The sequence below is a fragment of the Achromobacter xylosoxidans genome (genome assembly GCF_014490035.1).
GTDB classification, from domain to species: domain Bacteria; phylum Pseudomonadota; class Gammaproteobacteria; order Burkholderiales; family Burkholderiaceae_B; genus Achromobacter; species Achromobacter bronchisepticus_A.
Genome location: NZ_CP061008.1, coordinates 1,864,788 through 1,891,628 on the forward strand (window position 1 = coordinate 1,864,788; position 26,841 = coordinate 1,891,628).

Consider the following 26,841-nt stretch of genomic DNA (forward strand, 5'->3'; position numbering starts at 1 on the left):
CAAAAAAAGGATTCTTCATGGTCGCCAGGAGTTGCCTACGCCCAGGATGGCTGAAATCGGCTGCCCTCGTTTTCTACGCGGCAAACGTCGCCAATCCCGCCAATGCCCAATCGGTTTCCGTCACTGGCCAGGTCCTGCCGGGTTCCGTCCAGACGCCGCATTGGACGGTGGGGGGCGATCTGACGGTCGGAGATACCCTTGCCGGGGAGTTGGTCATCGATGCGGGCGGTTCGGTAAACAACGACTGGGCCTACATTGGAAGTTTCAATGGCGCTCCAGGCGCCGTGACGGTGAAGGGCCGTGACGGCACTGGCACGGCGTCCACCTGGACCAGCGCCGGCCCGGCGCTGATCGGGGGCGAGTCGGGCAGCAGCGGCACGCTAAGCATCCTGGACGGCGGCGTGGCGAATAGCGATTCGGCCAGAATCGGCGTCGACAATGGCAGCGTCGGGAACGTTCTTGTTTCCGGGGTGGGGTCGACCTGGAATCTCAACACCGTCGGCGCGTTCGAGATCGGCACGGGCGGCAAGGGCACGCTGCGGATCGACAACGGCGTCGTGCACAGCGGCCAGGCGATCATCGGCTGGGTCGCCGGCGCCGAGGGGAGCGTCACGGTATCAGGCCCGAAGGCGGTCTGGGATCCGCTGAACAACATATACGTGGGTTTTGAAGGAACCGGCGAATTGCACGTCCTGGATGGCGCCAGCGTGAGCACGGTCGGATCGACCGGGCCTGGCGCCGCGGCAGCGGTTTACATCGGGAAGAGCGTGGGCAGCGTCGGCACGGTGACCGTATCGAGCGCGACGGCCGATATCTCGACGCTCACCGCGAGCGACCGCATCGAAATCGGTTCGGAAGGCACGGGCACGCTGACCATAACCAAGGGCGGGGTTGCGGTCGCCGTCCGCGACACGTGGCTTGCCCCTGCCGGCACTTCCACCGGCACGCTGAACCTGACCGGCGATGCCAGCGGCCGCGGCGTGCTGGAGACCGGCTCGGTCATCAAGGGCGCGGGCAACGGCACCTTCAACCTGGACGGCGGCATCCTGCGGGCCAATCGTGACGAGAACAATTTCCTGAATGGCTTCGTCACGCAGGCCGTGGGCAGCGGCGGCGCCTGGTTCGACACGAACGGCCACGACGTGGGCGTGTCCACCGCGTTCTCGGGAACGTCGCGCTTGAACAAACAGGGCGCGGGCACGCTGACCTTGTCAGGCAACAGCGCGGCGTTCACGGGAACCACCGATATCCAGGCAGGAACGCTGCAGGTGGATGGCATCCTCGGCGGGCCGGTGAATGTGCTTGCGGCGGCACGGCTGAGCGGCACGGGACGCGTCGGCGCGACGGTCAACCAGGGCGCCATCGCACCGGGGCCGCGCAGCGGCTTCGGCACCCTCACGATCGCCGGCAACTATGCGGCGCAGGGCGGCAGCCTGGAGATCCGCACGCAGCTTGGCGCCGATGACTCGCCGACGGACAAGCTGGTGATCACGGGCGACAGCGCTGGCACGACACCGGTCACGGTGAAGAACATGGGAGGCGCCGGCGCGCAGACCCAACGGGGCATACAGGTCGTGCAGGTCCATGGCCTGTCGGCGGGAAGATTCGATTTGGCCAATGGCGACTACGTCATCGGGGGGCGTCCGGCCTTGGTGGCTGGCGCCTATGGCTATGTGCTGCAACAGGACTCGGCCGATGGCGGCTGGTACTTGCGATCCTCCTTGACCAATCCCGGCACCACTCCAACCGACCCAGGCACGACTCCAACCGATCCAGGCACGACTCCGACCGATCCCGGCACACCCTCGCCCGGCGGCGGTACGCCGGGCGCCGAACCGCCCTTGCTCTATCAACCCGGCGTGCCTGTCTATGAAGCCTATGCCAATACGCTGCTGCACCTGAGCCAGCTGCCTACCCTGCGCCAGCGAGTCGGCAATCGCCTCTATGATCCGGCGGACGCCGGCCGCAACGGCGTATGGAGCCGCGTGGAGGGCTCGACGGCCCGGCTCGACCCTGCGTCGTCCACCACGGGCGTGAGCCAGAAAGTCGATAGCTGGAAGGCGCAATTCGGCGTTGACCGCATCCTGGCGGGCCAGGAAGAGGGCTCCCGTCTGGTGGGCGGCCTGGCCTTTCACTATGGCAAGGCCGACACGCGTCTGTCGTCGGTGTATGGCGACGGCACCATCGACACCACTGCCTATGGCCTGACGCCGACTTTGACCTGGTACGGCAAGAATGGCGTCTATATCGATGCCCAGGCCCAGGCGACCTGGTTCGACAGCGACCTGAACTCACGGTTGGCCGGCAAGTTGAAGGGCGGCCAGAAGGCCCAGAGCTATGGGCTGGGTATCGAAGCGGGCAAGGCATTCGGGTTGACCGAGGGGTTGGCCCTGATCCCGCAGGCGCAGCTGACATACGTATCGACCCGCTTCGACAGCTTCAACGACAAATTCGGCGCGCGCGTCGCCAGCGACAAGGGCGACAGCCTGCTGGGCCGTTTGGGTATCGCGCTGGACTACAAAAGCAATTGGCAAACGGCCGGCGTGAAGCGGGAATCGAGCGTCTATGGCGTCGTCAATGTGAAACATGAATTCCTGGACGGAACGCGTGTACGCGTGGCTGACACGCAGATCGCCAGTCGCATGGCTCGAACCTGGGGCAGCGTGGGGGCGGGCGTGAATTACGGCTGGGGCGAGCGCTATGCGATCTACGGTCAGGTCGACGCGGACACGGATTTTTCCGGCAGCCATATCGTCACCGCGACCGCGGGTTTCAGGATGTCTTTCTAGGGGGATGATGGCGGCCGGCAGACTCCCCTTCTGCCGACGCCAGGGCCGTCACGCGGATACTCAGTCAACAGCAATCGCAAAGCAAGACATCGTTGACCACGTTGCGCGGCCGCGACCCCATGCGGCCGAATCCGAATGCCGCCATCACGTCGTGACATATCTCCATCGCTTCTCGCTCGTCTTCGGCGCCGGCGACCCGCGGCCAGGTCACCAGCACGCGCTTGGCTTTCATCTGTTCCACGAATTGCGGCGGCACTGCATCGCTGCCCACCACGGTCACGGACTGAATCCGAGCCGGCAGCCCCACTTGCAGGGATGCCAGGCTTGCCCCGCCGACGATCAGCGCGGCCGTGTCGGGGGGGAGCTCGTCGGCAGGGTTGCAGTACTCGACGGAAAAGAAATCGTCCAGCCGCTGGTGGGCGGTGTGTGCCAGCGGCAGCAGGCTGACGCAGCGATGACGCTGCAATGAAAGTCGCATCAACGCGCCTCCTCCAGTATCCAGTCCGAGGCGCGCTCCGCCAGCATGAGCACGGGCGCGTTGATGTTGCCCGAGGTCAGGTCCGGCATGACCGAGGCATCGACGATGCGCAGGCCTGGAATGCCGATGCAGCGCATACGGCTGTCGACGACTGCCATTGGGTCGTTTTCGCCTCCCATCCTGCAAGTGCCGCCGGGATGGTGAACCGTGATGGCAGTCTTTCGGACGAATGCGTCGATCGCTGCGTCATCGATTACGCCGCCGCCCGGCGCAAGCTCGGTGGCGACGTAATCACCAAGCGCAGGCTGGTCCAGCAAGGTCCGCGCGATACGCACCGACTCGCGTACCCTGATCCGGTCTGCGTCGTTCGCCAGAAAGTTCTGGTTGATCCGGGGCGGTGCCAACGGGTCCGCGCTGGCGACGGTGATCTTGCCGCGGCTATGGGGGTGCAGCAGCACCGTTCGGACGGCAAACCCGTCGGTGAAAGGCTTGCGCACCGGATTGAGCCAGGGATGAGCGTTGAAAGGCGCCGCTGTCAGGAGAAATTGCAGGTCCGGCGTATCCGCGCCGTCTGGCTGCACAAATCCCACTATGCCGCCTGGAACGTCGCCGGCAAAGCCCTCGCCGCCGAGATAGGCGCGCGCCATGGAGACGCCGATGCGGTCCAGGCGCATGCCGTGCACGAACGGGCCCGGCTCTCGGCGGCGCGCGGTGACGATGACGGAGATATGGTCCTGCAGGTTTTCACCCACTCCGGCGCGCTCCAGCCTGACGCCTATACCGGCACCGCGCAATGTCTGAGCGGGGCCGATCCCCGAGTGCATCAGGATCGCGGGCGTGTTGATGGCCCCTGCGGCAAGAATCACCTCATGGCGAGCCCTGACGGCCGTGGTGCGGCCCTGTCTGGCAAAGCGCAAGCCGACCGCGCGGCTGCCGTCGAAGTCCACGCCAAGGACATGCGCCAGCGTGACCACGGTCAGGTTGGGGCGGCGCAATGCGGGGCGCAAATAGGCCGTGGCGGCACTGCATCGGCGTCCGCGCCGGATCGACATCTGCAGGCGCGAGAAGCCGCCTGCCGGCGAGGCGTTGTAATCGTCGAGCCAGGGGTGCCCGGCCTGGCGGGCGGCCGTGGAGAAGGCGTCGAGCAACGGATCCTGGTAGCGGCAGCGCTGCACCCGCAGGGGGCCGTCAGCGCCGCGGTCACCGGTCTGTCCGTCCTCCCAGTCCTCCAGGCGGCGGAAATAGGGCAGGACTTCCTCGAAACTCCACTCGGGCAGATCGTAATGCCGCGCCCAGCGTGCGTAATCCTTGGGATGGCCGCGCACGAACGCCATCGCATTGGTCGATGAACTTCCGCCTACAACCTTGCCGCGCGCGCATTCGATGGCGCGGCCATCGGCATGCGGGGCAGGCTCGGCGTCGTAGCCCCAGTCATGCAAACGTTGCTGCAGGATCTTGCCCCATCCCAGGGGAATGTGGATGAGCGGGTCTCGGTCCCAGGGGCCCGCTTCGATGACCAGCACCGAGACTGCCGGGTCCTTGCTCAAACGATTGGCCAGCACGCAGCCAGCGGAGCCTGCGCCGACGATGATGTAGTCGTATTCCGCCTTCATGTCGGGCTCACTGGCCTGAAGTTGATGTGGACATTCTTTTCCCGGGTAAACGAGATCATCTCGCCGATGCACTCATCGCGGCCGATGCCTGATTGCTTGACCCCGCCATACGGCGCGCCAAGAAAGTGCTTGCCGACTTCATTGATCCAGACGAATCCCGCATCGATTTCACGGGCGAGCCGGTGGGCGCGCGCCAGGTCCGCCGTCCAGATTGCGGCGGTCAGACCAACGTCCAGGCTGTGCACTGCCGAAAGCATCTCTTGCTCGTCATCCCACGGAATGAGCGCCAGTACGGGGCCGAAGAATTCCTCGGTGGCCAATGGCGAGGCGACGGCCACGTCCGCAAAGACGGTCGGTTCCAGATAGAAGCCGCCTGCGGGGACGCCGTTCCGGGGGATGCCTCCGCCCGCGATCAGGCGGGCGCCTTGCGCCACGGCAGCGTCGATCGCCTGCTTGACGCGGTCGCGGTGCTCGCGGCTGATCATCGCGCCCATGGTCGTGGCGGGATCGGTCGGGTCTCCCGGCACGAACGCGGCGCAAGCCAGCGCCACCTTGGCGCAGACTTCCTCATAGATGGACCGGTGCACGAAGGCCCGGCTGGTGGACCCGCAGGACTGTCCGCACCACGTAAAGTTCATGCCGTCGACGATCGCGCGCGCCGCCAGCGCGGGGTCGACATCCGGGCAGGCGATAAACGGGTTCTTGCCACCCAGTTCCAGCGCCACGGGTTTGAGCCGCGTCGCCGCGGCTTGCATCACCCTGCGCCCGGTGGGAATGCTGCCCACCAGGCCGATCATGTCGACGTCCGGACTGGCGGCCAGTGTGGCCCCGGCGTCGGCGCCGCCGGGGATCAGCGAAAATACGCCTGGAGGCAAGAGGTCGCCTATCAGCTCCGCGCAACGCAGGGCAGACAGAGGCGCCTGCACCGGCGGTTTGATGATCACGGCATTTCCCGCCGCCAGCGGGGCGGCCAGCTTGCCCATGGCGAACAGCAGCGGATGGTTGTACGCAACGATGCGCGCCACGACGCCGACGGGCTCCCGCTCGGTGTAATCCAGCGCGTCGTGTCCCATCGGGATGGTGTCGCCCTTGAGTTCCGTCACGAGGCCAGCGAAGAAATCCAGCAGCGCCGCGGCGACCATGACGTCGGACCCCATCTCCGATACCGGATTGCCGCAGTCCAGCGCGTCCAGGAGCGCCAGCTCCCTTGCGTTGTCCCGCAAGCGCTGAGCCATTTTGCGCAAGGTGGCGGCCCGGGCCAGCGGGGCCGTGCGGCGCCATGCGCGGGCTCCGGCGCGCGCCGCCCGGGCCGCTCGCGCCACGTCTTCGGCGCCCGCATCGGCCACGGCCATCAGCCGTTCGCCGGTTCCTGGCGCCGTGATGTCGGTCCAGCGTTCGTTGACGGGAGCGTGCCAGCCGCCGTCATAGTAGACGCCGTTGTTGGCGGGCAGCTGGACATCGCCCGAGGCGGTCTTATGAGTTTTTCCTGCCATGATCTCGCCTCACTGCTTCAGAGCTTGCGCTTTTTCGAGGAAGCGCGTGTCGAAGCCCTGGGTTTCGTCGAAGGAAGGCGACAGCGCACCTTGTTCCTTGAAGAGCGTCGCGGATGAGCGCCACAGGGCTGGATCGATCCAGCCGATGCCATGCGTCCGGGTGTGCTCGCTGAAGAACGTGAAGTCCAGATCTGCGCGCAACTGCGCCACCAGCATTTCCTTCTTGCCCTTGTACTCGGGGTTGTTCTTGATCAGCGTGTCGGCGGCCGCTTCCGGGTTCTGGATCACGTCGGCGAAGGCCTTGGCATAGGCCGTCACGAACCTCTGGACGAGATCCGGGCGCTGAGCAATGTTCTTGTCCGACGTGAATACGCCCGAGCCATAGCTCTGGATGCCCAGGTCCTCGCCGTGCAGGATGGACAGGGAACCCGGCCCTCCCGCCTTGTGCTCGAGCTCGGGAACCTCGGCGTCGATGTAGCCCGGCACCACGTTTACCCGGTTCAGCAGCAACAGGTTTTCGTAAGGCGGCGATACGGTCGACTGCTTGATGTCCGCCAGCGCCAGGCCGTTCTTGGCCAGTGCGGCCTTCAGGAAGATGTAGGTCGAACCGCTGGGATGCACGCCAATGTTGGCGTCCTTCAGCTGCCTGGCGTTCTGCAGATCGAAGTTCTTCTTCAGCGAAATGATCGCCAGCGGCGTTTTCTGGTTTACCGCCAGCAGCGCCGAATTGGCCACTCCTTGCGATCGTCCCACCATCAGGGTCGGCAGATCGGAAAAGCCGAAGTCGGCGTTCCCGTTGGCCACCAGCCGCAAAGCGTCGGTGGAGCCCGTTCCCTTGCGGATCGCCGTCACATCGATGCCTTGGTCCGCGAAGTAGCCTTTCTCCTTGGCGACGAAGAAGGGCGCGTGATTGCCGCGCACGACCCAGTCCAGTTGCACGGTGACTGCGTCCTTGGCGTGGACGGCGCCGCTGAACAGTGCCAGCACTCCGAAGAGCGCGCTGAATCTCCAACTCGATCTCATGTTTTTCCCCTTGTTGATTCGACTTAGTGAGTGGCCCAACCCAGAAATCTGTGCTCGATCAATTCGATGACGTAGTAGAAAAAGACGCCGAGCACCGAAATCTGGACCAGGGCGGCAAATACCAACGCTGTTTCCATCTGGCTGGATGCGAACTGGATCATGTAGCCCAGCCCGGCCGAAGCGCCCACGAATTCGCCCACGATCGCTCCAATGACGCTCAGCGTGATGGCCACCTTCATTCCCGCCATCAGGGCGGGAAGCGAAGCTGGGATCTTCACCTGGCGCAGTATCTGGTTCGGCGTCGCGCCGATGGACCTGAGCAGCGCGACCAGGTTGGCATCGGCCGACCGCAGGCCGACCAGCATGTTGAGCGTGACCGGGAAGAAGGCCATGATCACGATCAGGGCGATCTTCGGAAGCAGGTCGTACCCGAACCAGAGAATCAGCAGCGGCGCCAGGGCGATCTTCGGCACGTTCTGGAACAGCACGATCAGCGGGTAGCTTGCGCGGCCAAACCAGGCGTAGCGGTCGACCAGCAGCGCAATCGCGATGCCCACCAGGCACGAGTACAGGAAGCCGTACAGGATCTCCGCGCCCGTGACGAGCGAGGCCTGGAAGAGCTCCGCCTGCCGTTCCACCAGGACGGCCGCGATGTCCGTCGGCGCGGGCACGACGAACGCGGGCACCTGCAGGATGCGGACACAGGCCTCCCAGGCCGCCAGGACGATCAGCACGAGCACGATGCTGGGCATGGCCGCGCCGAGCGCTTGGCGGATCTTTCCCGGCAACCGGGGAACGGCTGGGACTTGCGGCTGTGTTTTGGCTTTCATGGTGCTACCCGCCGTCATGATGCGCTCCCCTGGGCGTGGCCCGTTTTGAGCAGCTGGCGAAGCTGATAGGACTTCTCATGGAATTCGGGCTTGGCGAACGTGGCCTCGCTGCGCGGGCCCGGCAGCGCGACCGGCAGACAGTCGACGATGCGAGCGGGATTGGTGGCCATGACATAGACCCGATCCGAGAGGTAAACGGCTTCGTCGATGGAATGGGTGACGAAGACGATGGTCTTGCCGGTGCGCTGCCAGATTTCCAGCAGGAAGTCGCTCATGGTTTCGCGGGTGATGGCGTCCAGTGCGCCGAACGGCTCGTCCATCATCAGTACCTCGGGATCCAGGGCCAAGGCCCGCGCGATGGAAACCCGCTGGCGCATGCCGCCGGACAGCTGCTTGGGATAGCGGTCGGCCGCATACTCCAGCCCGACGAGTCGCAGCATTTCGCGCCCGCGCTGGAGAATTTCCTGCCTGGGTCGGGCATGCACCAGGTGCATCAGCGAGCAGACGTTCTCCAGCGCCGTGCGCCAGGGCATGAGCGCGGCTTCCTGGAAGACCATGCCCACGCGGCGCTGGCGCACCGCTTCCGTGGGCGCGACGCCGGCCACGCGGACGTCGCCGCCGGTGGGCGGCACCAATCCGGCAAAGACCTTCAACAGGGTGCTCTTGCCGCAGCCGGATGGGCCGATGATGGAAGTGAAGGATCCCTTCGCGATGTCGACGTCAATGTCGTTGAGCACCCGCACACGTCCGGCGCGGGTGTCGAAGTCGACAGTCAGTCCGCGCGCGCGGATCTGAGAGCCGTCTGGCGGTTTGTGCATGCCGGTCTCCATGGCCGACCTCAACCGGCCGCGACGGCCGTGGCAAAGGCCGGCCTGTCCTCGACCCGTTTCATCCATGCCTTCAGGTTGGGCAATTCGGGTTTGGCGTGCGGGAACTTCAGGCAGCGCCGGACCAGCGGGGCCAGGCAGATATCGGCCAAGGAGATCGCGTCGCCCGCCACCCAGGTCTTGCCCGCCAGGTGACCATCGAGCAGGGTTAGTTCCGCGCTCAACAGTTTCGCCGCGGCCTCGGTCAGCTCTTCGGGAGGCAGCTTGGCTTCCTTGAAACCCGCCAGGTACGCGACGTTCAGCGATGCCAAAGTCCAGTCCATCCAGCGCTCGACCTGGCTGCGGGCTGCCGGGTCGGCGGGGTACAGGGTTTCGCCCTCGTGCGTGTTGGCGATGTAGCGCAGGATCGTGTGCGATTCCCAGATGTGGAGGTCACCGTCGCGCAGCGTTGGCACTTTCTGCGTGGGGTTGATGGCCTTGTATTCCCCAGTGAGCGTCGTGCCTTCGAATGTCTTGCCGTAGTCTTTGCGCACGTAGGGAACCTTCAGCTCCTCGAGCAGGAACAGTACTTTCTGAACATTGCCGGACGTGGCGCGGCCGAGAACTTCCAACATGATGCAACTCCCTTGAGTGTGTTTGTTGTCCGATTGCGGTCAAAGCGGCTTGTAGGCCATGCATTCGATCTCTATCTTGGTGTCGATGACGGCGCGCGCTTCCACCGTGGTGCGCGCCAGCATGCCGTCTGGGAAGTACTCCTTGAAGACGCCGTTGTAGCGGCCGAAGTCGCGCGCATCCTCCAGGTAGGTCGTGACCTTGACGACGTCCGCCAGGTCGCAGCCGGCGCTCTGCAAGGCGCGGCGCATTGCTTCGATCGTGCTGCGAGTCAGCTGTTCGATGGTCCCTTCCTGCATGACTCCGTTCTCATCCTTGGCGACCTGGCCGGACACGAAGACGAAGTCACCCGCACGCACGGCTGGATGGAAGGGGAGGTTGGGATTCTTCTTGCCGAAGGCTTGCTGTAGATATGTCATGTCAGTTTCCGTAGACGGAGCTTTCGATGATGTCCAGCCCGCGCTGCCTGTCCAGCAGATAGAGCAGGCCGCGCGAGTCGGTCGTAACGTCGTTCGACGAGACCCGCTCGAACCCGGCGGGCGTGTCAGGCTCGTAATAGCCGACCTCCCTGGGCCTGAAGGGATCGCTGATGTCGACCAGCCGCAAGCCGCGCGCGAACCACGCAAAGGGCAGGACGCTGCCCGTGAAGCGTTCGGCGGGCTGGTGACAGCCCGACATGGGTTCTTTGGGTGTGCCGTCCGGATCGACGCCATCGACCTGGAACGTCGAGACCGGAATGGGCTGGCGTTCGTCGGTGATGTCGAACAGCCAGGTGAAGGCTGGTGGAGACGGGCGCAGCTTGGCGACGTCTTCATCGGCGACGACCAGGATCTGCCGGCCTTTCAACAGCATGGGAATCGGCAGGGCCGTGTGCGTCGGATGAGGATGCGCCGGGCCGGTGTTGAATTGCGATACCAGCTTGGGGCGCGACAAGTCCTCGATATCCAGGATGAACATGCCGTGGTGCCAATAGGACACGTACAGCCGGTTCCCCATGCGCAGCGGGTGGTGGCAGCGGGGCGGAACATAGTTGTCCCACGGATAGTCCTCGCCGGCCTGCATGTTCTGGCCAGGGATCCACCAGCTTCCCACTTCTTCGGGACGCGATGGTTCCTGCAGGTCCAGTATCTTCACGATATTGCCGACGAAGCCGGGAGCCGTGGGCGAAATGTACGCATAGCGGCCATCGAAGTCGTAGCGATGCACGCCTCCGCCCTCCGTTCCCGTCTTCCAGTGCTTGATGAGGCGGGGGCGGTCCGGACGGCTGACGTCGTAGATGCCCAGTCCGCCGCCAAAATCGTCCGCGCCGGCGCGGAACTTTTCATAGTTGACGATCATCAGGCCGTCCTTGGCCCGGACCTTGTGCGAATGCCATCCCATCGGCACCTCGAGCGAGGCCAGCAGCCGGGGCCGCCGCGGATCCGCCACGTCATAGATGGAGGTGCCATAGGGTGGCCGCATATGGGACACGAACATCGTGTTCCCTTCCACCCAGACCTGCCCGCCGCCCTCGCAGTCCACATGGGCCACCAACGAGGTATTCCAAGCTTTAGCCAAGACGGGCCTCCTCAGACCAACTCAATGAGGTCGCCCTGCGCGGTGCGGCCCCACTGATGGAAAAGCCCCATTGCGCGCAGCGCCGGCTCGTCGCTGGCGATGAAGAGGATCAATGGTTCGGTGTGGTCGTTGCGGTACTGGACCCAGGTGTCGCTGGGCACGGCCACGGTATCGAAGGGCTCGAGCGGGAAGCTCTCGTCGCCGATCGTCATCGCGCCTTGTCCGGAAAACGGAGCCACCAGGAGATTGGCCGTCTGCTTCAGCGGCAGGGTCTGCTCTCCGGGGCGGACCATTTGCATGAAGAAGGTCATCGTCCGGTACACCGGGCCGCCCCGCAACGGATGCGTGTATTCAATGAGCAAGCCTTCGTGCGGCGATTCGTCCCAGTCCCGGAAGCGGTAGAGCAGCTCGCGCATGGCGTCGTAGCGATATACGAACATGGGCGATGAGTCGCCGCCGCCGCGCCGATGGTCGATAAAGCGGGGCGTCAGGCCTCCCACGCCATAGACCGTGCGCGAATACTCGGTCTGGAAGCGGGCGCTCTGCTTGCGCACGACTGCGCCGTTTTCCTGGTAGTCGTGCTTGAAGCTCAGCGCGTTGAGGTTTTCGACCAGCGGGTAGTCAAGCACCGATAGGTTGATGGCGGACTCGTTGCCGAGATTGCCATGGTTGTGCCAGGTGTCGCGCGGCGTGAGCACCATGTCGCCCGGCAGGAAAGTGATGTCTTCACCCTCTACGCCAGTAAAGTTCTGCTGGCCCGTCAGCCCAAAGCGGATGGCGCTCGCGGTGTGCGAGTGCGGAGGCATGATCTCGTTGGGATCGTTCTGACGGTACGCGGTGTAGAGGGTCGATACCGTTGCGCGGCGCGGGGCCAGGCCCGGATTGACCAGGATCAGCGAGCGCCGGTCGGTGTTTTCGGTCGAGATCAGCCGCGCCGATTCGGCTAGCAGGGGCTGGATGTCCTCTTTGTACGACCAGCGGAAGGGCACGGCCTTGGGGCCGCTGACGAGCTGTTTGATGTCATCGTGCGCCTCGTTCTCGCGCGCCCAGAACGGAAACATGGATCTCCGCTCGATCTGCTCATACATGGCCGACAAATCCGCTTCGCGAGTGCTGCTGGCGGGATGGGTTCCGTGCATACATGTTCCCCTTGAAAGTTATTGATTAACCACATGGCGGAACAAATCTAATAACAACCAATGGTTGTGTAAACGGTATTTGTGGTTCGATATGGAAAACCCCTAAGGTCTCCGCTTGTCGTGCTTTTTATTTATAAAAAGACGATATAAAACAATTGGTTATGCGGAAAAATTCGATTTATCAAAATTATCAACCGGTTGTTTATTTTTATTGCGATTCAACCGTTTTCGAATCTAAGATGGTTGCGAAAACATGACGCGAGGGAACAATGGCACGCACCCGCCAACCCGAGGTTTCCAATGACATACGCAGGTTGATCACGCAGATTCGAGCGCTGTTGGGCAAGGGGGAGGAACTGCCTTCCGAGCGGGTTCTCGCCGGGCAACTGGACGTCAATCGTCATCGTTTGCGCCTTGCCCTGGACAAGATGCGCGAGGCGTCCGAACTGCCGCGGCCGGCCATTCGTCGCAACGATCCGCCCATCCTCAAAGGCGATGTCGTGGTCCAGGAGACGAATGCGCTTGAAGTGATCGAACTGCGCATGGTGCTGGAGCCGGCGATCGCGCGATTGGCCGCAATCCGGGCCTCGCCGGTACAGATCGCCAAAATCCTGGAAGCCGCCACAACGCCGTCAGGGGTTGCGCGCTCGACCGGGGATATCGCGTTCCACAAATTGCTGGCGGACAGCTCCGGGAACCAACTGGCGGCAAGCCTTTATGCGTTCTTGCGCCACGTCGGCGCGGACCAGCGCCTGCATATTCCCGCCACGACGCAAACCACGCGGGAGCGCATACAGATGCGTGACCAGGAACACCGCGCAATCGCGGAAGCCATTGCGAGTCGATCGCCGGATGCGGCCGAGCAGAGCATGCGTGTCCATCTGTGGCGTGTGCAGCGCGAGATCGCGGATCGTTTGAATCCGGTCGGAACGGGTGTGCAGACCCAGCTGGCGCCGCGCTCCTAGCTCGGATCCGTCCGCCGCAAAGTGTCCAGGAAGCGCAGCGCCGCCGCCGACAGGGACCGTTGGTTCTTGAGCAATATGCCGATGTTGCGCGACGCGGTGGGCGAGTGCAGCGCCACGCTGCACAGCCGCGAGGTGTCCATCAGGCGCAGGGCCAGCTGCGGCACCGCCGCTATGCCCACGCCGGCCGCCACCATTGCGCCCACGACAGAAATATTGTCGGACACGTAGTTCATTTCCGGCAGCCGGCCGGAGGCGGCCAGAATCTGGTCGGTGACTTGGCGGATGCTGCTGGCGGGGCCGCTCGCCACATAAGGCCTGTCGGCGAAAACGCTCCAATCCACGCGCTTGCGTTGCGCCAGCGGGTCGTCTATCGGGCAGATCAGCACGAAGTTCTCTTTCAGTAGTTGCGTGAATTGCACGCTGGCCGGCTGGTCGGGAACCTCGATGGAGATGCCGATGTCGGCATTGCCTTCCGATACGGCTTGCGTGATCTGGCGCGCGGAAACCGCGTGGATGTTCAGGCGCACCTGAGGGTGCGACTTCTGGAAGGCGCGCGTCGCCGCGGGCAGCAGGGCGGAGGCGACGGAGGGGAGCGCCCAGATGTTGATGCTGCCCCGGCGGCCCGCGATGAATTCGGACAGATCGCTAAGCGAATCGCGGAACTCCGACAGCATCCGCATCGCAATCGGTACCAGTTCCGCACCGGCGGAGGTCAGCGCCACGCCATGCTTGTCGCGGTCGAACAGCTTGGCGCCGAGCTTCTGTTCCGCCGCCTGCACGCGCCGGCTGAGCGCCGGCTGGGAAATAGGCACGCGTTCGGCGGCCATGCGGAAGTTGAGCGTTTCCGCCACCAACAGCACCGCCTCCAGTTCGGAAATGGTCAGGGTCATGGCCGGCGTGATGCGTTTGAGTTATTACGAAGATATAAATATATCAATTTTCAGATCAGACTGGCCGCAGCATACTAAGCCGCAAAGTAGCAATACGGATGGAGACAGACATGAATGAACCGCGCAAGCGGCTGCGCATCGGCGTAGGGGCCGGCATGGCGGACGACCGCATCGGTCCGGCCATGCCGCTGCTGGAAGACTGCGATATCGACTACCTGGTGTGCGAATGCCTGGCCGAACGGACCATCGCGCGCGAAACGCTGTCGCGCAAGCATGACGGCGCTCACGGCTACAACCCGATGCTGGAGGAGCGCATGCGCGCCTTCCTGCCGGCGTGCCGGGAGAAAGGCGTACGGCTGGTGTCCAATATGGGCGCGGCCAACCCGGCCGGCGCCGCGCAGGCCGCGCTGGACATCGGTCAGGCCTTGGGATGGCAGGATCTCAAGTGTGCCGCCGTAGTCGGCGACGACGTGGCCGACCGCGTGCGCCTGCATCCCGAACTGCGCCTGCTGGATCGCGATCTGCCGCTGGAGGCGATCCTGCCGCAACTGGCGTCGGCGAATGCCTACCTGGGCGCCGACGTGGTCCGCGATGCGCTCGCCACCGGCGCGCACGTGGTGTTGACGGGCCGGGTCGCAGATCCCTCGCTGTTTCTGGGCGTGGCCTTGCATCATCACGGCTGGAGCTACCAGGACCTGCCCAAGCTGGCGGCGGGCACCATCATGGGCCATCTGCTGGAGTGCTCGGCGCAGATCACCGGCGGCTACTTCGCCGACCCAGGCAAGAAAGACGTTCCCCGCCTGGCCGAACTGGCTTATCCCTATGCCGATCTTTACGGTGACGGCGAGTTGTACATAGGCAAGCCGGCTGGCTCGGGCGGCCGCCTCGACCGCATGACCTGCACCGAGCAGGCGCTGTACGAAATCCATGATCCCGCGGCCTACGTGACGCCAGACTGCGTACTGAGCCTGGAAGGCCTGCATTTTGAGGAGCAGCACGCGGACCGGGTGGCCGTGCGCGGCATACGCGCCGCGCCGCGGACCGATCGCTACAAGGTCGTGGTCGGCTACTTCGATGGGTGGATAGGCACCGGCGAGGTGGCCTATGCGGGCGTGAACGCGATTGCGCGGGCGCGGTTGGCGGCCGACACGGTGAAAGAGCGGTTCCGGCTTGACGGCGGCGCGGCCAGCGAGATCCAGGTAGACCTGATCGGCATCAGCAGCCTGCATGGCGATCATCCGGAGGCCGTCGCCGGCCACCCCTACGAAGTCCGGTTGCGCGTGTCGGCGCGCTGTCCAGACAAAAAGAGCGCCCACCTGTTGGGGGACCACGTGCGGCAGCTGAACATGCAAGGGCCTTATGGCGCGGGCGGTCCCGTCAACCTGGGCGCCAAGGAAGTCATAGCCGTGGATGCCCTGTTGATTCCGCGCGACTGGGTCACGCCCGAAGTCATTACGGTGGGAGCTTGAGCATGGGCATTCTGGTTCATGACCTGGCGCATGCGCGCGCCGGCGACAAGGGCAATACCTCGAGCATCGCCGTCATTGCCTACGACGAGGACGCCTGGCGCCTGCTGCGCCAGGCGCTCACTGCCGAACGCGTAGAGCAGGCCTTTGCCCATTTGGGAGCAGGGAAGGTGAGGCGCTATGAGGTCGAAAGCCTGAGGGCGCTGAACTTCGTCATTCCGAACGTACTGTCGGGCGGCGTCACGCGCTCGCTGCGCCTGGATCCCCATGGCAAGTCGCTTAGTTCGTTGATGCTGGGGATCGAACTTCCGGCCTGCCCACCGCAATCCTGAAAGGAACCGCAATGTACCCTCCCGCTGAACCCATGGGCACCGAGGTCTACGCCCGGCTGCCCGAATCCCTGCACCTGACCGATCAGGCCTCGACCTGGCTCGCCGCGCGCCACGTGAAGATGCACTCTTTTCTGGAGGGGCCTTCTTTCGATCGCTCGGGCAATCTCTGGTGCGTCGATCTGGCGCATGGGCGCATCCTGCGCGTGGATCCGGCGGGCAATTTCGAGGTCGTCGTCACCTACGAAGGCGAACCCAATGGTCTGAAGATCCATCGCGACGGCCGCATCTTCGTCGCTGACCATCTGCATGGCCTGATGCTTCTGGATCCCGAGACCCGCAGCATCCGGCCCTACCTGCAGCATGTGCGGCGGGAAGGCTTGAAGGGCCTGAACGATCTGTTCTTCGCCTCCAACGGCGACCTGTACTTCACCGATCAAGGTGAAAGCGCCTTGGAAAACCCCACCGGCCGCGTGTTCCGCCTGCGCGCCGACGGCAAGACGGTGGACCTCATCATGGATGGTCTGGCGGGCCCCAACGGTCTGGTCATGAACAAGGCCGAGAACGTGCTCTACGTGGCCATCACGCACGACAACGCCATCTACGCGCTGCGGCTGGAACCGGACGGCCAGATGAAGAAAGCCAGCCGTTTCATCCAGCTATCGGGCAGCACGGCCGGGCCGGACGGCATGGCCCTGGATGAGGCCGGCAACCTGGCCATCGTCCACGCACAGGCGGGCACCGTGTGGCTGTTCAGCCCGCTGGGCGAACCCCTTTACCGCATCCGTTCCTGCGCGGGCCTGCGCACCACCAACGTTGCTTTCGGCGGCGAGGACGGGCGTTCCCTGTTCATCACCGAAGCGGAGCAGGGCGTCATTCTGCGCGCCCGGCTGCCGCATCCCGGCAAGCGGATGTACTCGCACAGAGACTGAGCCGCGCGCCACGAATTCGATCCACATAAAAGACCACCATCCATGGGAGACAACATCATGATTCCTTTCCGATTGATCGCCGGCCTGGCCCTGAGCCTGGCCGCCGTCACGGGCGCGCAGGCCGCCGATGCCTACCCCGCGCGCCCCATACGCCTGATCGCCACCTTCGGCCCCGGCAGTTCCATCGACATCATCGCGCGCCTGGTGGCCAAACCCCTGGCCGAGCAGCTGGGCCAGCCGGTGATCGTCGAGAACAAGCCGGGCGCCGGCGGCGACCTGGCCACCGACATCGTCGCCAAGTCCGGCAAGGACGGCTACACCATCGGCTTCGCTTCCGCGGGGCCGATCACGGTCAATCCCAATGCCCGCAGCAAAATGCCCTATGACCCGCTCAAGGATCTGGCGCCGGTAGCCCTGGTGGCCACGGGACCGAACGTCATCCTGGTCAACCCGTCGATTCCGGTGACGAACCTGCAGGAGCTGATTGCCTACATCAAGGCCAATCCGAACAAGGTCAACTACGCCTCGGCTGGCGTCGGGACCAGCGGTCATATCGCCGGCGAGCTGTTCCAGCACCTGTCCAAGACCGAAATCCTGCACGTGCCATACAAGGGCAACAGCGATGCGATCACCGACACCCTGGGCGGGCGCACCCAGATGGTCATCAGCGGCGTGCCGCCCATCCTGTCGTTCGTGAAGTCCGGCCAGTTGCGCGCCCTGGCCGTGGCCGATGCCAAGCGTTCGCCCTTGCTGCCGGACGTCCCCACTGTCGCCGAAGCCGGACTGCCAGGCGCGGAAAGCGTCGCCTGGTACGGCATCGTCGCGCCCGCCGGCACGCCGCAAGCGATCCTGGACCGTCTCCACGATGAGATCGTCAAGGCCGTGAACAACCCGGAAACGCAGGAGAAATTCGCCGGCCTGGGTATCGTTCCTTCAGCGGACAGCCGGGCGGACTTCGGCAAGCGCATGGCGGACGAGTACGTCCGTTTCAAGGAATTGTTCAAGCAGATCAACCTGGTCATGGATTGACGGAATCATGTCACGCACCGTTATCGTTACTGGCGCCAGCGGGCTGGTCGGCTCCGCTGCCGTCGATTCATTCCTGAACGCGGGCTGGGACGTCGTCGCGGTTTCCCGCCGGCGTCCGGAGATCATCAGCCAACGGCCGTACACCCATCTGCCGGTCGATCTGCAGGACGCGCAGGCGTGCCGTCGCGCCTTTGGGGACATGCCAGAAGCCACGCACGTGTTCTATGCGGCCGTCTATGAGAAGCCTGGCCTCATCGCCGGCTGGCGGGACCCGGAGCAGATGGCCACCAACCTGAGCATGATCAGGAACGTCATCGAGCCGCTGGCCGCCAGCGGCACGCTGCGGCATGTCAGCGTGCTGCAGGGCACCAAGGCCTATGGCGTGCACCTGCATCCCATCCGCACGCCGGCGCGTGAACGCCAGCCTCGCGACGATCATCCGAACTCATACTGGTTCCAGGAAGACTACATCCGGGAAAAGGCCGCACAGAGCGGCTTTGGCTGGACGATCTTCCGGCCCACCATCGTGCTGGGCCCCAATGTGGGCGTGGCGATGAATACCGTGCCGGTCATCGGCGTCTACGCGGCGGTGTGCCGCGCCGAAGGAAAGCCGTTCTGCTATCCCGGCCACATTTCCTATCCGCGTGAAGCCGTGGATGCGCGTCTGATCGGCGATGCGGGCGTCTGGGCGGCGGAGCATCCGACGTCCTGGAACGAGCACTACAACCTTACCAACGGCGAAGTGTTCAGCTGGCACGACCTGTGGCCGTCCCTGGCGGAGTTCCTGGGCGTCGAAGCCGGCCCGGACCAGCCTGTCCGCCTGGCCGAATACCTGCCCAGCCGGGCAACCCTGTGGGACGAGATCGTCAAGCAGCATGGCTTGCGGCCCCTGAGCATGGCGCAGATCCTTGGCGAATCCCATTACTCGGCCGACGCCCGTTTCGGCTATGGCCTGAAGACCCCGCCCGCGCCCGCATTTGTCAGTACGGTCAAGATCAAACAGGCGGGCTTCACGCAGACCTATGACACCGAGGCATGCGTGAAGCACTGGCTGGGGGTGCTGATGGAGCGCAAGATCATTCCATCCTCCCTGGCGGGAGCGTAGCGAAAAGGGCGGGTTGCGCGGGGGAGGGCGCGCGCGCCCTCCTGTTGCATGCGCCGATCAATACCGCCAGCGCACGGTTCGAGCTTGACCGAGACCGTGGCCTACGGAGCCATGTGACTGCGCTAGCCGCAGGTATCGGGACTACGCGTTGGACATTCAGATGCTGATACGTTGACCGAGGAGGTCATTACCTCGGCCAAATGCGCATCTGGCCGGAACACTGTCAGGCCTTTCAACCCCATTCTCCAAGCCAGCATGAACAATTCTTGCGCGTCCTCCGTACGATAATTGCCGGGTACTGGGACGGTCTTTGAGATGGCGGCATCTACGAATGGTTGCATGCCCGCCAACATGAACAGGTGGTCTGCCGGCGCGATATCCGCGCTTTTTCGGAAGTACTCGGGAATCGGCGAGCCGGGAGGCTGGGAGTGTTTCCAAAGCCGCCATGCATGGTTCTCCACGACCATTTCCGCTGTGTTGTCGTCTCGCAATTGAAGGCGCCGCCGATATGCCCAGTCGAAGGCGGGTTCGATGCCGCTGGAGCAGCCATCCGCGAAGGCAAGGCTGACGCTGCCGGCAGGTGCGAATGAAACCAGGTGGCTGTTGCGCAAGCCATGCGCGGCAATCGCTTGCCGGACCGCCACAGGGAGTGCGCTGCCGATCGCGTCCGCGGCCAGGTAATCGTTGGGGCGATACAGGGGGAATGGTCCTCGCTGCGCGGCCAGCGCGGCAGATGCCGCGTAGGCATGGTCACGAATACAGCGTGCGACGGCTCTCGCTGCCGATCGTCCGGGTTCGCTGTCGTAACGCAGTTTCATCATGGCGAGCATATCCGCCAGGCCGGTCACTCCTATCCCAATCCGACGCTTGGAATGCGCTTGCGCCGCCTGAGCGGGAAGCGGCCATTCGGTCAAATCAATCACATTGTCCAGCATGCGTACCTGTGTCCGAACCATCTGACCCAATCGTTTCAGGTCGACCGTCGGCTGCCCGCCCAGGCCGAACGGATGCCTGACCAGGCGGGTGAGATTGATCGGACCCAGCACGCAGCCGCCATAGTCCGGCAGAGGCTGTTCACCACAGGGGTTGGTGGCCCGTAGGGTTTCGACTGCACGCAGATTGTTGGCGCGGTTGATGGTGTCGATGTACAGGATGCCGGGCTCCGAACTGTGCACGGCCTGACCGGCGATGGCGCGCCAGAGCGTGCGGGCGGGTACCTGGCCATACCGCCATAGCCCGCAGGCCAGCTTGGCTGCACCCAAGGAAATGCTGCGCGCATCGGGTAGCGCAGGGTGCAGCAAGGACCATGCCTCGTCTTGCTGGACGGCGGTCATGAACGCATCGGTCACCGCGACTGAAATATTGAATGTCGACCATCGTGTGCGGCCATGCTTGGCGCGCACGAATTCGAGAATATCGGGGTGATTGCAGGCCAGCACCGCCATTTGCGCGCCCCGCCTGCTGCCTTGAAACGTCAGGCCAGCGCAGGCCGCGTCGTACCTGTCGATCGCGGCGCAGACGCCGGGCATGGAGTCCCGGGCCTTTGGATCGGCCGATGCTGGCGGCAACGCCGAAAAGTCATAGCCGACTCCGCCGCCCATGGCGAGTGTCTTGCAGGCCTCATCCAGACCCGCCTCGAAGGACAGGCCGGGTGCGCCGACGCCGACCGGTTGCACAAAACAGTTGACCATGGTCGCGTGGATGTCCCGGCCGGCGTTGGCCATGATGCGGCCGGCGCCGATCGCGCCCAGCGTCATGTTCCGCAGAAAGACTTGCGCGATGGCGGCGCGTTGCTCCGCAGGCTCGGCCTTGGACAATGCGCGAGCCACCCGCCGGTAGATCTGCCGCGCCGAGACCTCGTTCGGCCCGGCATAACGGTCGGCCATCACTCGCGCACAGATTTCCTGCGGCAAGCGCACAGGAGCCCCTGGGACCTACGCGCCGCCTTCGGGGGCGCGCACCAGCAGCACAGGTACGGCGGCGCCGCGCATGATGCCCTCGGCGCTGCTTCCCAGCACCAGGCGGCTCGGTCCCCGGCGTCCATGCGTGCCGATGACGATCAAGTCCGCCTTCCACGCCAAGGCTTCGTCCAGCACCCTTTGCTTAACGGTCCTGTCGAGGTTTTCATATAGCACCGTGTCTGCTTCCACCTCCGCTGCCTTGGCTTTCTCCAGCGCCGCTTCGAGCACCTTTGCGCCGTTCTTTCGGACCAGGTCCAACAGCTCGCCCGCGCGATAGCTGTACGCGTCGGCGGTAAAGGCGAACGAGAGTTCATCGATGACATGAATCAAGCGTAGGCTGGCGCCCGTGGCGCGCGCGATTCGTATGGCTTCCTTCAGGCCCAGCTCGGACGTCGGACTGCCGTCTATGGGCACAAGAATTTTCTGATACATGCTGGAGCTCCGCGTAGTGGGGGAACGGATACTCAGTATCGGAGGGTGCGCGTCCGGAATATTGACCGTTGTCAAGAATGGCGCGAGGCGAGGCGTCTTGACCCGGGACGGGCAGCCGCCGCGGTTTTGCCCCCATATTTGCATGACAAAAATCAACGAGAGCCCGCGGGCATGGATCAATATGTCCGGGAGGCCCAGGCCAAGAATGGGGAATCATCATATGGCCGCAACCGGGCTCGGCGATTCCGAATTGGGCTGGACTTGGTTCAACCGCGAGCATTCAGGAGAGCATCATGATCGATGCGGAACTGCGGGACAGGGTGCAGAGGGCGCTGGAATTCGAGCCCAGCGTCAATAATCTGCACATAGGCGTGGTGGCGGAGAACGGCGTAGTGACGTTGACGGGGCATGTCAGCACTTTCGCGCAGAAACTGGCCGCCGAGGAAACGGTTCAACGCGTCAAGGGAGTCCGCGGAATCGCTCAGGAGATCGAGGTGCGGATGGCTGCGGACAAGCAGCTTGCGGACGACCAGATCGCCTCGCGGGCGCTCAGCATCATTGCCTGGGATTCGACGATTCCCGATGGCAAGGTCCAGGTGTCCGTGCACAAGGGCTGGGTGACGTTGAATGGCTCCGTCGAGTGGTTCTATCAACGCGAAGCGGCGGCGCACGCGGTCCACAAGCTTTCAGGCGTGACTGGCATATCGAACCTGATCGAAGTGACGCCCTCCGTGCACGCGGGCGACGTCAAGCGGAAGATCGAGGAAGCGCTGCTGAACAGTGCGCTGGTCGAGGCCAACCGCGTGGAAGTCAGCGTGCATGACCATAAGGTCGTACTGAGCGGCCGGGTCAATAGCTGGGTCGAACGTGGCGGCGCGGAGCGGGCGGCCTGGGCGGTGCCCGGTGTGGTCGAAGTGCAGGACAAGCTGGCGGTCGGCTAGGCCGACGCCGCGGCCGACCAGGGCGCCCGCCATGAAAAGCATGGTGCAACGGGCTGCGGGCGAGCCTCTGACCCTGGAGCACGGCGCCACGCCCGAGCCGGGCGGCGGCGAGGTGAGGCTGAGGGTCGAGGCGTGCGCCGTCTGCCGCACCGATCTGCACGTGGTGGATGGCGAGCTGCCGGGCCTGCGCTATCCGGTCACGCCCGGGCACGAGGTGATAGGCGTCATAGAGCAGGCAGGCGCAGGCGTCGACCCGGGCGTGGTGGGGCGGCGCGTAGGCGCGGCGTGGCTGGGGAAGACTTGCGGCCAATGCGGCTATTGCCTGTCGGGGCGAGAAAACCTTTGCGATTTCGCGGAATTCACCGGCTATACGCGGGCTGGCGGCTTTGCCTCGCACCTGATCGCAGACGCACGATACATATTTCCGGTGCCTCGGGACCGGAGTGCGGCCTCAATGGCACCTTGGATGTGCGCGGGGCTGATCGGCTGGCGAGCGTTGCGGGCAGCGGGGCCAGCGCAGAGGCTTGGCATCTATGGATTCGGGTCCGCGGGCCAGATAGTGGCGAAAGTCTGCGCCTGGCAGCGCCGGCACGTCTACGCCTTTACGCGGGCAGGGGATTTTCCTGCCCAACAGCAGGCCAGCGCGCTCGGCGCCGTATGGGCGGGAGACAGCATGAGTGACCCGCCGGAGCAACTGGATGCCGCCATCATCTTCGCGCCAGTGGGGGATCTCGTCCCTGCGGCGCTGAAAGCGGTACGCAAGGGAGGTTGCGTAGTGTGCGGCGGCATTCATATGTCGGATATTCCGTCCTTTCCGTACCGACTGCTATGGGAGGAGCGCCAGCTTGTATCCGTGGCCAACCTGACCCGTGCCGATGGGCGGGAGTTCATGGATGTTGCCATCGCCTCCGACGTGCAGTGCGACGTGCGCATATATCCTCTTGAAGAGGCGAACGCGGCGTTGGACGATGTCCGCATGGGTCGTATCCAAGCAACGGCAGTCTTGATTCCTTGAAAGGCCTCGACGCCCGTCACGCTGGGCGAGCTGCCGCCTGTTCAGCGGCGTGCCGATCCGCCCCGCTCCGTACCCTGCGCGGTCCGGCCGGTCGCCGCCGCGTCGGCATCGAGTTTGTGATTTTGGTCAACAAGAACGCCGGTGGAAGGCTCAAGATGGGATACATGCCCGCGGCCTGCCGGCGGGGGATGCCTAGCGGCGATGTCCGCAGTTTTCATCTACGCCTTTATCAATGTGCCGCCCAGTCGGCGCGCCCCGATGTCCAGGAGACCAACATGCAACAGCCTGCCAAAACCCCGCCCGCCAAACAGGAAAAGGCGCGTTCGGATGCCAAGGAAAACGCCGAGCAACAGCGGCAGAAGGCCGAAACGGCCGAGTTGTTGGGGCGGCACAAGAATACCGGCCAGAAGGACCACAAGGGCGCACGCTGAAACGCCGGCGGGCGTCGTGATGAACCGCGCAGCCGCGAGCCGGAATGCGCCGCAACCCTGGAGGACTCATGAAGACCCGCGTCCTTGCCATATGGCTTCAACTCCTCCTGGCCATCGTGCCTGTTGAAATCGCCTTTGGACAGCCGGCGGATTCGCTCTCGTCGGTGTCTCCCGCCGTACTCAAGCGGGTGGACCAGGAGGCGGAGGCGGCGCTATCGCGTCTCTATCTTCAATCGCGCAAAGCGCAGGCGCTGGTCGCGCGTTCCTTTGGCGTGCTGGTCGTGCCTGCGCTGCATGCGGATGGCGGCATCCTGGGCATGGCCTATGGCCGGGGCGTGCTGATCGACGCGGTGGGAGGGCGCAGCTATTACAACGCCATGGCCAGCCCCCCGGGTTCGGTGCTTGGGCTGGACGGAAAGGCGCTGATCCTGTTTTTCTCCAACTACGAGGCGTTGCGGGCGTTCCAGGCTGCCCCCGGATGGGTGGAGGGCGCGAGCGGAACCATCCAGGTCCTGGACGAGACCGCCATGGCGGGACGCAATCTGGTCATCGAGCCGATTGCGGGTTTTATCCTGTCGGACGTCGGGCTGGTGCGGGGGCTCGCGCTGAAAGGCATTCTTTTCATCAAGGTGCCTGTCTTCATGTGCGCGCAGGAGAACGGGGCTTGCGACGCCGCGCCCTGAAGATCTTGATCGTGCGCCGCCGCGGCAACCCTGCTGGTCAATTCTGAAGCACGAAGCGCCCCGGGGCAGGCGTCAAGGAGGCGCCGATGGCCCCGGGCTCGCCCAGGGGCCGCAGGCCCGGCTGCGCGGGACCGGAGTGGGCATCGAGCCAGGCATGCCAATCGGGCCACCAAGATCCGGGGCGCAGGGTGCTGGCGGCCGCCCATTCGCCCGGACCGACGCGCAGCCTGTCCATTTCGCCTTCCCTTACGCGGTGCCAGCGCCCGGGATGCCCGGGCTCGCTGACGACGCCTGCGTTATGTCCGCCGCTGGCGAGAACGAAGCGGATGTCGGCGTCGGTCTGGTAGTGGATCTTGTAGATGGACTGCCACGGCGCGATCCGGTCGTTTTCGGTGCCCAGGGCGTAGATGGGCACGCGGATGTTGCGCAGGGCGATGATGCGGCCGTCGACCTGGTAGCGGCCCTCCGCCAGCTCGTTGTTCAGGAAGAGCTTGCGCAGATACTCGGCATGCATGCGGTAAGGCATGCGGGTGGAGTCCGCGTTCCATGCCATCAGGTCATTGGGCGCCGTATGCTCGCCCAGCAGATACCTGCGCACGGCGCGCGCGGCCGTATCGCTGACGGGCCGCAGCGCCTGGAACGCGGCGGACATCTGGCCGGCTGAAAGGTAGCCCTGCGCCCACATCAGGCTTTCCAGCAAGTACACCTCGCTGGCATCGATGTACAGTCCCAGTCCGCCCGGTTCGGTGAAGTCGGTTTGCGCCGCCAGAAGCGTGAGCGTGGCCAGGCGGTCGTCCTTTTTTCCCGCCATCGCGGCGGCGGCGATGCACAGCAGGGTACCGCCCAGGCAGTAGCCCACGGCGTGCACGCGGCGGCCTGGCACGATGCGGCAAACGGCGTCCAGCGCAGCCATGAAGCCCATGTGGAGGTAATCGTCCAGGGACAGGTTCCGGTCCCGTGAATCCACATTGCGCCAGGAGATGCAGAACACCGTGTAACCCTGCGCGACCAGATGCCGGATCAGGGAGTTTCCCGGCGACAGGTCCAGCACGTAGTACTTCATGATCCACGCAGGGGTGATGAGTATCGGCTCGGGGTGCGCCGTGGCGGTCGACGGCTCGTACTGGATCAATTCGATGAGATGATTCCTGAAGACGACCGCGCCGGGCGTGACCGCCACGTCCTTGCCTACCTGAAAGCGCTCCGTCCCTTCCTCGGGGGCGTGGCTCAGCCTGCGCTGCAGATCGGCAAGAAAGTTCATCTGGCCGGCAATCAGGTTGCGGCCGCCTTCGGCCAGGGATCGTTCCAGCACGACGGGATTGGACCACGCGAAATTGGCTGGCGAGAACATATCGCACCACTGGGCCGCGCAAAACGACACCAGATCCGCGTGGTGGGCGGCGACGCCGGGTACATCCCTGGTGGCGTCCATCCACCATAGCCGCGCCGATTGGAATGCGTGCAACCACAGGCTGAAGGGTTCGCGCTGCCAGGCCGGCGGCGCTTGCGCGCTGTCGGCCGCGGGCGTGGAAGCGCTTCGGTTCACGCCGGTCCAGGGCAGGGCGGCGTGCCGGCACAGCGCCGCGGCTTCAGTGCCGCATTTCAACCCCAGTTCGAGCTGCTTGCCGGGCGCGGTGCAAAGGTGCATCCACCAATCGGCGAGCGCGAGCGCGAACGCGGCCGGCGAGCCTCCGCCCGTAGCCTGCGCGATCAGCGCTTCTTTCCAATGGTTCAGCGCCTGGAACGGACCTTCTTCAGTTTGCCAATTCCTGACGCTACGCATTCTTGCCGCCGGCGGAACTCATCGCGTTGCCGTTGGCGAGAAACTGGCCGACGTCGAACGCGACCTCCGAGACCCGCTCCTGCCACGGATTCTTGCTGTCCCTCAAGGTGGCGGACGCAGAGGCGGATGCCGCGCGGGCGATCTTCTCGATCTCGCGCAGGTAGTCCAGTTCACGCCCCAGCAGATCGGCGGCCAGCTTCTGCTGATAGGAGCAAATTGCGGCTACCGTGGACATGGATTCCATTTCGGCGTGCGCCTGCTGCGCGAAGGCGAGCATTTCCTTGTCGGTCTTCAGCTGCAGGGCGCGTAGCTGCCGGGCGCTGTCGAAATAGTTCTCGGCCATGGCCAGCGCAGTATTCAGGCCATACTTGTACAGTGCCACATAGGGCTCGTAATCCGGTTGCATGACGAGTTCCTCCGCGAGGGTAGAGGGAGCGCCGCAACGGCGTCCGCCGGGCGCGACCTGTTCAGAATAGGATCTCCTGCCCGGACCGGCTTGACGAAACTCAATTCGCGGC

At 64.5% G+C, this 26,841-nt stretch carries 26 protein-coding genes; 11 read left to right on the plus strand and 15 right to left on the minus strand.

Annotation, left to right across the window (positions count from 1 at the left end):
- Positions 1-17: 17 nt before the first annotated feature.
- Positions 18-2,789 carry an autotransporter outer membrane beta-barrel domain-containing protein gene (locus IAG39_RS08555; protein ID WP_118934989.1) on the plus strand — a complete coding sequence of 924 codons (2,772 nt, stop codon included), beginning with the start codon at positions 18-20 and terminating at the stop codon, positions 2,787-2,789.
- A 64-nt stretch (positions 2,790-2,853) separates the two neighbouring features.
- Here the strand turns inward: IAG39_RS08555 and IAG39_RS08560 are convergent, their stop codons facing one another.
- The 10 genes from IAG39_RS08560 to IAG39_RS08605 all read right to left on the minus strand — a co-directional run bounded on the left by IAG39_RS08560 (position 2,854) and on the right by IAG39_RS08605 (position 12,361).
- Entirely contained in the window at positions 2,854-3,267 is a 414-nt protein-coding gene (locus IAG39_RS08560) for a hypothetical protein (protein ID WP_124260416.1), read from the minus strand.
- Entirely contained in the window at positions 3,267-4,880 is a 1,614-nt protein-coding gene (locus IAG39_RS08565) for a GMC family oxidoreductase (protein ID WP_118934991.1), read from the minus strand. Before IAG39_RS08565 ends, IAG39_RS08560 begins: the two co-directional genes overlap by 1 nt.
- Positions 4,877-6,373: an aldehyde dehydrogenase family protein gene (locus IAG39_RS08570; protein ID WP_187774090.1), complete on the minus strand. Its 1,497-nt coding sequence runs from the start codon at positions 6,371-6,373 to the stop codon at positions 4,877-4,879. Before IAG39_RS08570 ends, IAG39_RS08565 begins: the two co-directional genes overlap by 4 nt.
- 9 nt (positions 6,374-6,382) lie before the next feature.
- Entirely contained in the window at positions 6,383-7,396 is a 1,014-nt protein-coding gene (locus tag IAG39_RS08575) for an ABC transporter substrate-binding protein (protein WP_118933798.1), read from the minus strand.
- 23 nt (positions 7,397-7,419) lie between these two features.
- Positions 7,420-8,148: an ABC transporter permease gene (locus IAG39_RS08580; RefSeq protein WP_223283454.1), complete on the minus strand. Its 729-nt coding sequence runs from the start codon at positions 8,146-8,148 to the stop codon at positions 7,420-7,422.
- A 92-nt stretch (positions 8,149-8,240) separates the two neighbouring features.
- Positions 8,241-9,044 carry an ABC transporter ATP-binding protein gene (locus IAG39_RS08585; protein WP_223283455.1) on the minus strand — a complete coding sequence of 268 codons (804 nt, stop codon included), beginning with the start codon at positions 9,042-9,044 and terminating at the stop codon, positions 8,241-8,243.
- A 20-nt stretch (positions 9,045-9,064) separates the two neighbouring features.
- On the minus strand, positions 9,065-9,667 hold the full coding sequence (locus tag IAG39_RS08590) for a glutathione S-transferase family protein (RefSeq protein ID WP_059371779.1): 603 nt from the start codon (positions 9,665-9,667) through the stop codon (positions 9,065-9,067).
- A gap of 39 nt (positions 9,668-9,706) precedes the next feature.
- Positions 9,707-10,084: a RidA family protein gene (locus IAG39_RS08595; RefSeq protein ID WP_059371780.1), complete on the minus strand. Its 378-nt coding sequence runs from the start codon at positions 10,082-10,084 to the stop codon at positions 9,707-9,709.
- A gap of 1 nt (position 10,085) precedes the next feature.
- Complete coding sequence (locus tag IAG39_RS08600) at positions 10,086-11,222, minus strand: LVIVD repeat-containing protein (RefSeq protein ID WP_059371781.1); 1,137 nt, start codon at positions 11,220-11,222, stop codon at positions 10,086-10,088.
- Between the two features lie 11 nt (positions 11,223-11,233).
- Positions 11,234-12,361 (minus strand): cupin domain-containing protein, encoded by a 1,128-nt coding sequence (locus tag IAG39_RS08605; RefSeq protein ID WP_118933801.1) that lies wholly within the window; start codon positions 12,359-12,361, stop codon positions 11,234-11,236.
- 269 nt (positions 12,362-12,630) lie between these two features.
- Here IAG39_RS08605 and IAG39_RS08610 point away from each other — a divergent pair, with 269 nt between their 5' ends.
- A complete protein-coding gene (locus IAG39_RS08610) occupies positions 12,631-13,326 on the plus strand; it encodes a FadR/GntR family transcriptional regulator (RefSeq protein WP_059371783.1) in 696 nt (231 codons plus the stop codon).
- Here the strand turns inward: IAG39_RS08610 and IAG39_RS08615 are convergent.
- Positions 13,323-14,216 carry a LysR family transcriptional regulator gene (locus IAG39_RS08615; protein ID WP_059371784.1) on the minus strand — a complete coding sequence of 298 codons (894 nt, stop codon included), beginning with the start codon at positions 14,214-14,216 and terminating at the stop codon, positions 13,323-13,325. The genes IAG39_RS08610 and IAG39_RS08615 overlap by 4 nt on opposite strands.
- A 110-nt stretch (positions 14,217-14,326) precedes the next feature.
- On the opposite strand from IAG39_RS08615, the gene IAG39_RS08620 reads away from it, so the two are divergent.
- From IAG39_RS08620 to IAG39_RS08640, 5 genes are read left to right on the plus strand one after another with little or no spacing between them, the layout of a single operon-like run.
- On the plus strand, positions 14,327-15,685 hold the full coding sequence (locus tag IAG39_RS08620; protein ID WP_118933802.1) for an acyclic terpene utilization AtuA family protein: 1,359 nt from the start codon (positions 14,327-14,329) through the stop codon (positions 15,683-15,685).
- 2 nt (positions 15,686-15,687) lie between these two features.
- Positions 15,688-16,014 (plus strand): hypothetical protein, encoded by a 327-nt coding sequence (locus IAG39_RS08625; RefSeq protein WP_059371786.1) that lies wholly within the window; start codon positions 15,688-15,690, stop codon positions 16,012-16,014.
- 11 nt (positions 16,015-16,025) lie between these two features.
- On the plus strand, positions 16,026-16,943 hold the full coding sequence (locus IAG39_RS08630) for an SMP-30/gluconolactonase/LRE family protein (protein ID WP_118933803.1): 918 nt from the start codon (positions 16,026-16,028) through the stop codon (positions 16,941-16,943).
- Positions 16,944-17,000: 57 nt separating this feature from the next.
- On the plus strand, positions 17,001-17,972 hold the full coding sequence (locus IAG39_RS08635; protein WP_118933829.1) for a Bug family tripartite tricarboxylate transporter substrate binding protein: 972 nt from the start codon (positions 17,001-17,003) through the stop codon (positions 17,970-17,972).
- Positions 17,973-17,979: 7 nt separating this feature from the next.
- Positions 17,980-19,077: an SDR family oxidoreductase gene (locus tag IAG39_RS08640; RefSeq protein WP_118933804.1), complete on the plus strand. Its 1,098-nt coding sequence runs from the start codon at positions 17,980-17,982 to the stop codon at positions 19,075-19,077.
- 122 nt (positions 19,078-19,199) lie between these two features.
- Here IAG39_RS08640 and IAG39_RS08645 read toward each other — a convergent pair whose 3' ends face one another.
- Positions 19,200-20,963, minus strand: coding sequence for an adenosylcobalamin-dependent ribonucleoside-diphosphate reductase (locus IAG39_RS08645; RefSeq protein ID WP_118933805.1), 1,764 nt, complete (start codon positions 20,961-20,963; stop codon positions 19,200-19,202).
- A gap of 48 nt (positions 20,964-21,011) precedes the next feature.
- A complete protein-coding gene (locus IAG39_RS08650) occupies positions 21,012-21,470 on the minus strand; it encodes a universal stress protein (RefSeq protein WP_118933806.1) in 459 nt (152 codons plus the stop codon).
- Positions 21,471-21,763: 293 nt separating this feature from the next.
- Between IAG39_RS08650 and IAG39_RS08655 the strand changes: the two genes are divergently transcribed.
- The 4 genes from IAG39_RS08655 to IAG39_RS08670 all read left to right on the plus strand — a co-directional run bounded on the left by IAG39_RS08655 (position 21,764) and on the right by IAG39_RS08670 (position 24,540).
- Positions 21,764-22,411 (plus strand): BON domain-containing protein, encoded by a 648-nt coding sequence (locus IAG39_RS08655; RefSeq protein ID WP_118933807.1) that lies wholly within the window; start codon positions 21,764-21,766, stop codon positions 22,409-22,411.
- Positions 22,412-22,442: 31 nt separating this feature from the next.
- On the plus strand, positions 22,443-23,426 hold the full coding sequence (locus IAG39_RS08660; RefSeq protein WP_118933808.1) for a zinc-dependent alcohol dehydrogenase family protein: 984 nt from the start codon (positions 22,443-22,445) through the stop codon (positions 23,424-23,426).
- Between the two features lie 116 nt (positions 23,427-23,542).
- Positions 23,543-23,857, plus strand: coding sequence for a hypothetical protein (locus IAG39_RS08665; protein WP_124260386.1), 315 nt, complete (start codon positions 23,543-23,545; stop codon positions 23,855-23,857).
- 68 nt (positions 23,858-23,925) lie between these two features.
- A complete protein-coding gene (locus IAG39_RS08670; protein WP_118933809.1) occupies positions 23,926-24,540 on the plus strand; it encodes a hypothetical protein in 615 nt (204 codons plus the stop codon).
- A 37-nt stretch (positions 24,541-24,577) separates the two neighbouring features.
- Here IAG39_RS08670 and IAG39_RS08675 read toward each other — a convergent pair whose 3' ends face one another.
- Positions 24,578-26,323 carry a PHA/PHB synthase family protein gene (locus tag IAG39_RS08675; RefSeq protein WP_118933810.1) on the minus strand — a complete coding sequence of 582 codons (1,746 nt, stop codon included), beginning with the start codon at positions 26,321-26,323 and terminating at the stop codon, positions 24,578-24,580.
- Positions 26,316-26,729 carry a hypothetical protein gene (locus IAG39_RS08680; protein WP_059371795.1) on the minus strand — a complete coding sequence of 138 codons (414 nt, stop codon included), beginning with the start codon at positions 26,727-26,729 and terminating at the stop codon, positions 26,316-26,318. Before IAG39_RS08680 ends, IAG39_RS08675 begins: the two co-directional genes overlap by 8 nt.
- Positions 26,730-26,841 lie beyond the last annotated feature (112 nt).

Excerpts from the sequence above, each read along its gene's own strand:
- IAG39_RS08555 (WP_118934989.1), top strand. The coding sequence starts at position 18 with ATGGTCGCCAGGAGTTGCCTACGCCCAGGATGGCTGAAATCGGCTGCC.
- IAG39_RS08560 (WP_124260416.1), bottom strand. The coding sequence starts at position 3,267 with ATGCGACTTTCATTGCAGCGTCATCGCTGCGTCAGCCTGCTGCCGCTG.
- IAG39_RS08565 (WP_118934991.1), bottom strand. The coding sequence starts at position 4,880 with ATGAAGGCGGAATACGACTACATCATCGTCGGCGCAGGCTCCGCTGGC.
- IAG39_RS08570 (WP_187774090.1), bottom strand. The coding sequence starts at position 6,373 with ATGGCAGGAAAAACTCATAAGACCGCCTCGGGCGATGTCCAGCTGCCC.
- IAG39_RS08575 (WP_118933798.1), bottom strand. The coding sequence starts at position 7,396 with ATGAGATCGAGTTGGAGATTCAGCGCGCTCTTCGGAGTGCTGGCACTG.
- IAG39_RS08580 (WP_223283454.1), bottom strand. The coding sequence starts at position 8,148 with ATGCCCAGCATCGTGCTCGTGCTGATCGTCCTGGCGGCCTGGGAGGCC.
- IAG39_RS08585 (WP_223283455.1), bottom strand. The coding sequence starts at position 9,044 with ATGCACAAACCGCCAGACGGCTCTCAGATCCGCGCGCGCGGACTGACT.
- IAG39_RS08590 (WP_059371779.1), bottom strand. The coding sequence starts at position 9,667 with ATGTTGGAAGTTCTCGGCCGCGCCACGTCCGGCAATGTTCAGAAAGTA.
- IAG39_RS08595 (WP_059371780.1), bottom strand. The coding sequence starts at position 10,084 with ATGACATATCTACAGCAAGCCTTCGGCAAGAAGAATCCCAACCTCCCC.
- IAG39_RS08605 (WP_118933801.1), bottom strand. The coding sequence starts at position 12,361 with ATGCACGGAACCCATCCCGCCAGCAGCACTCGCGAAGCGGATTTGTCG.
- IAG39_RS08610 (WP_059371783.1), top strand. The coding sequence starts at position 12,631 with ATGGCACGCACCCGCCAACCCGAGGTTTCCAATGACATACGCAGGTTG.
- IAG39_RS08615 (WP_059371784.1), bottom strand. The coding sequence starts at position 14,216 with ATGACCCTGACCATTTCCGAACTGGAGGCGGTGCTGTTGGTGGCGGAA.
- IAG39_RS08620 (WP_118933802.1), top strand. The coding sequence starts at position 14,327 with ATGAATGAACCGCGCAAGCGGCTGCGCATCGGCGTAGGGGCCGGCATG.
- IAG39_RS08625 (WP_059371786.1), top strand. The coding sequence starts at position 15,688 with ATGGGCATTCTGGTTCATGACCTGGCGCATGCGCGCGCCGGCGACAAG.
- IAG39_RS08630 (WP_118933803.1), top strand. The coding sequence starts at position 16,026 with ATGTACCCTCCCGCTGAACCCATGGGCACCGAGGTCTACGCCCGGCTG.
- IAG39_RS08635 (WP_118933829.1), top strand. The coding sequence starts at position 17,001 with ATGATTCCTTTCCGATTGATCGCCGGCCTGGCCCTGAGCCTGGCCGCC.
- IAG39_RS08640 (WP_118933804.1), top strand. The coding sequence starts at position 17,980 with ATGTCACGCACCGTTATCGTTACTGGCGCCAGCGGGCTGGTCGGCTCC.
- IAG39_RS08645 (WP_118933805.1), bottom strand. The coding sequence starts at position 20,963 with ATGGCCGACCGTTATGCCGGGCCGAACGAGGTCTCGGCGCGGCAGATC.
- IAG39_RS08650 (WP_118933806.1), bottom strand. The coding sequence starts at position 21,470 with ATGTATCAGAAAATTCTTGTGCCCATAGACGGCAGTCCGACGTCCGAG.
- IAG39_RS08655 (WP_118933807.1), top strand. The coding sequence starts at position 21,764 with ATGATCGATGCGGAACTGCGGGACAGGGTGCAGAGGGCGCTGGAATTC.
- IAG39_RS08660 (WP_118933808.1), top strand. The coding sequence starts at position 22,443 with ATGAAAAGCATGGTGCAACGGGCTGCGGGCGAGCCTCTGACCCTGGAG.
- IAG39_RS08670 (WP_118933809.1), top strand. The coding sequence starts at position 23,926 with ATGAAGACCCGCGTCCTTGCCATATGGCTTCAACTCCTCCTGGCCATC.
- IAG39_RS08675 (WP_118933810.1), bottom strand. The coding sequence starts at position 26,323 with ATGCGTAGCGTCAGGAATTGGCAAACTGAAGAAGGTCCGTTCCAGGCG.
- IAG39_RS08680 (WP_059371795.1), bottom strand. The coding sequence starts at position 26,729 with ATGCAACCGGATTACGAGCCCTATGTGGCACTGTACAAGTATGGCCTG.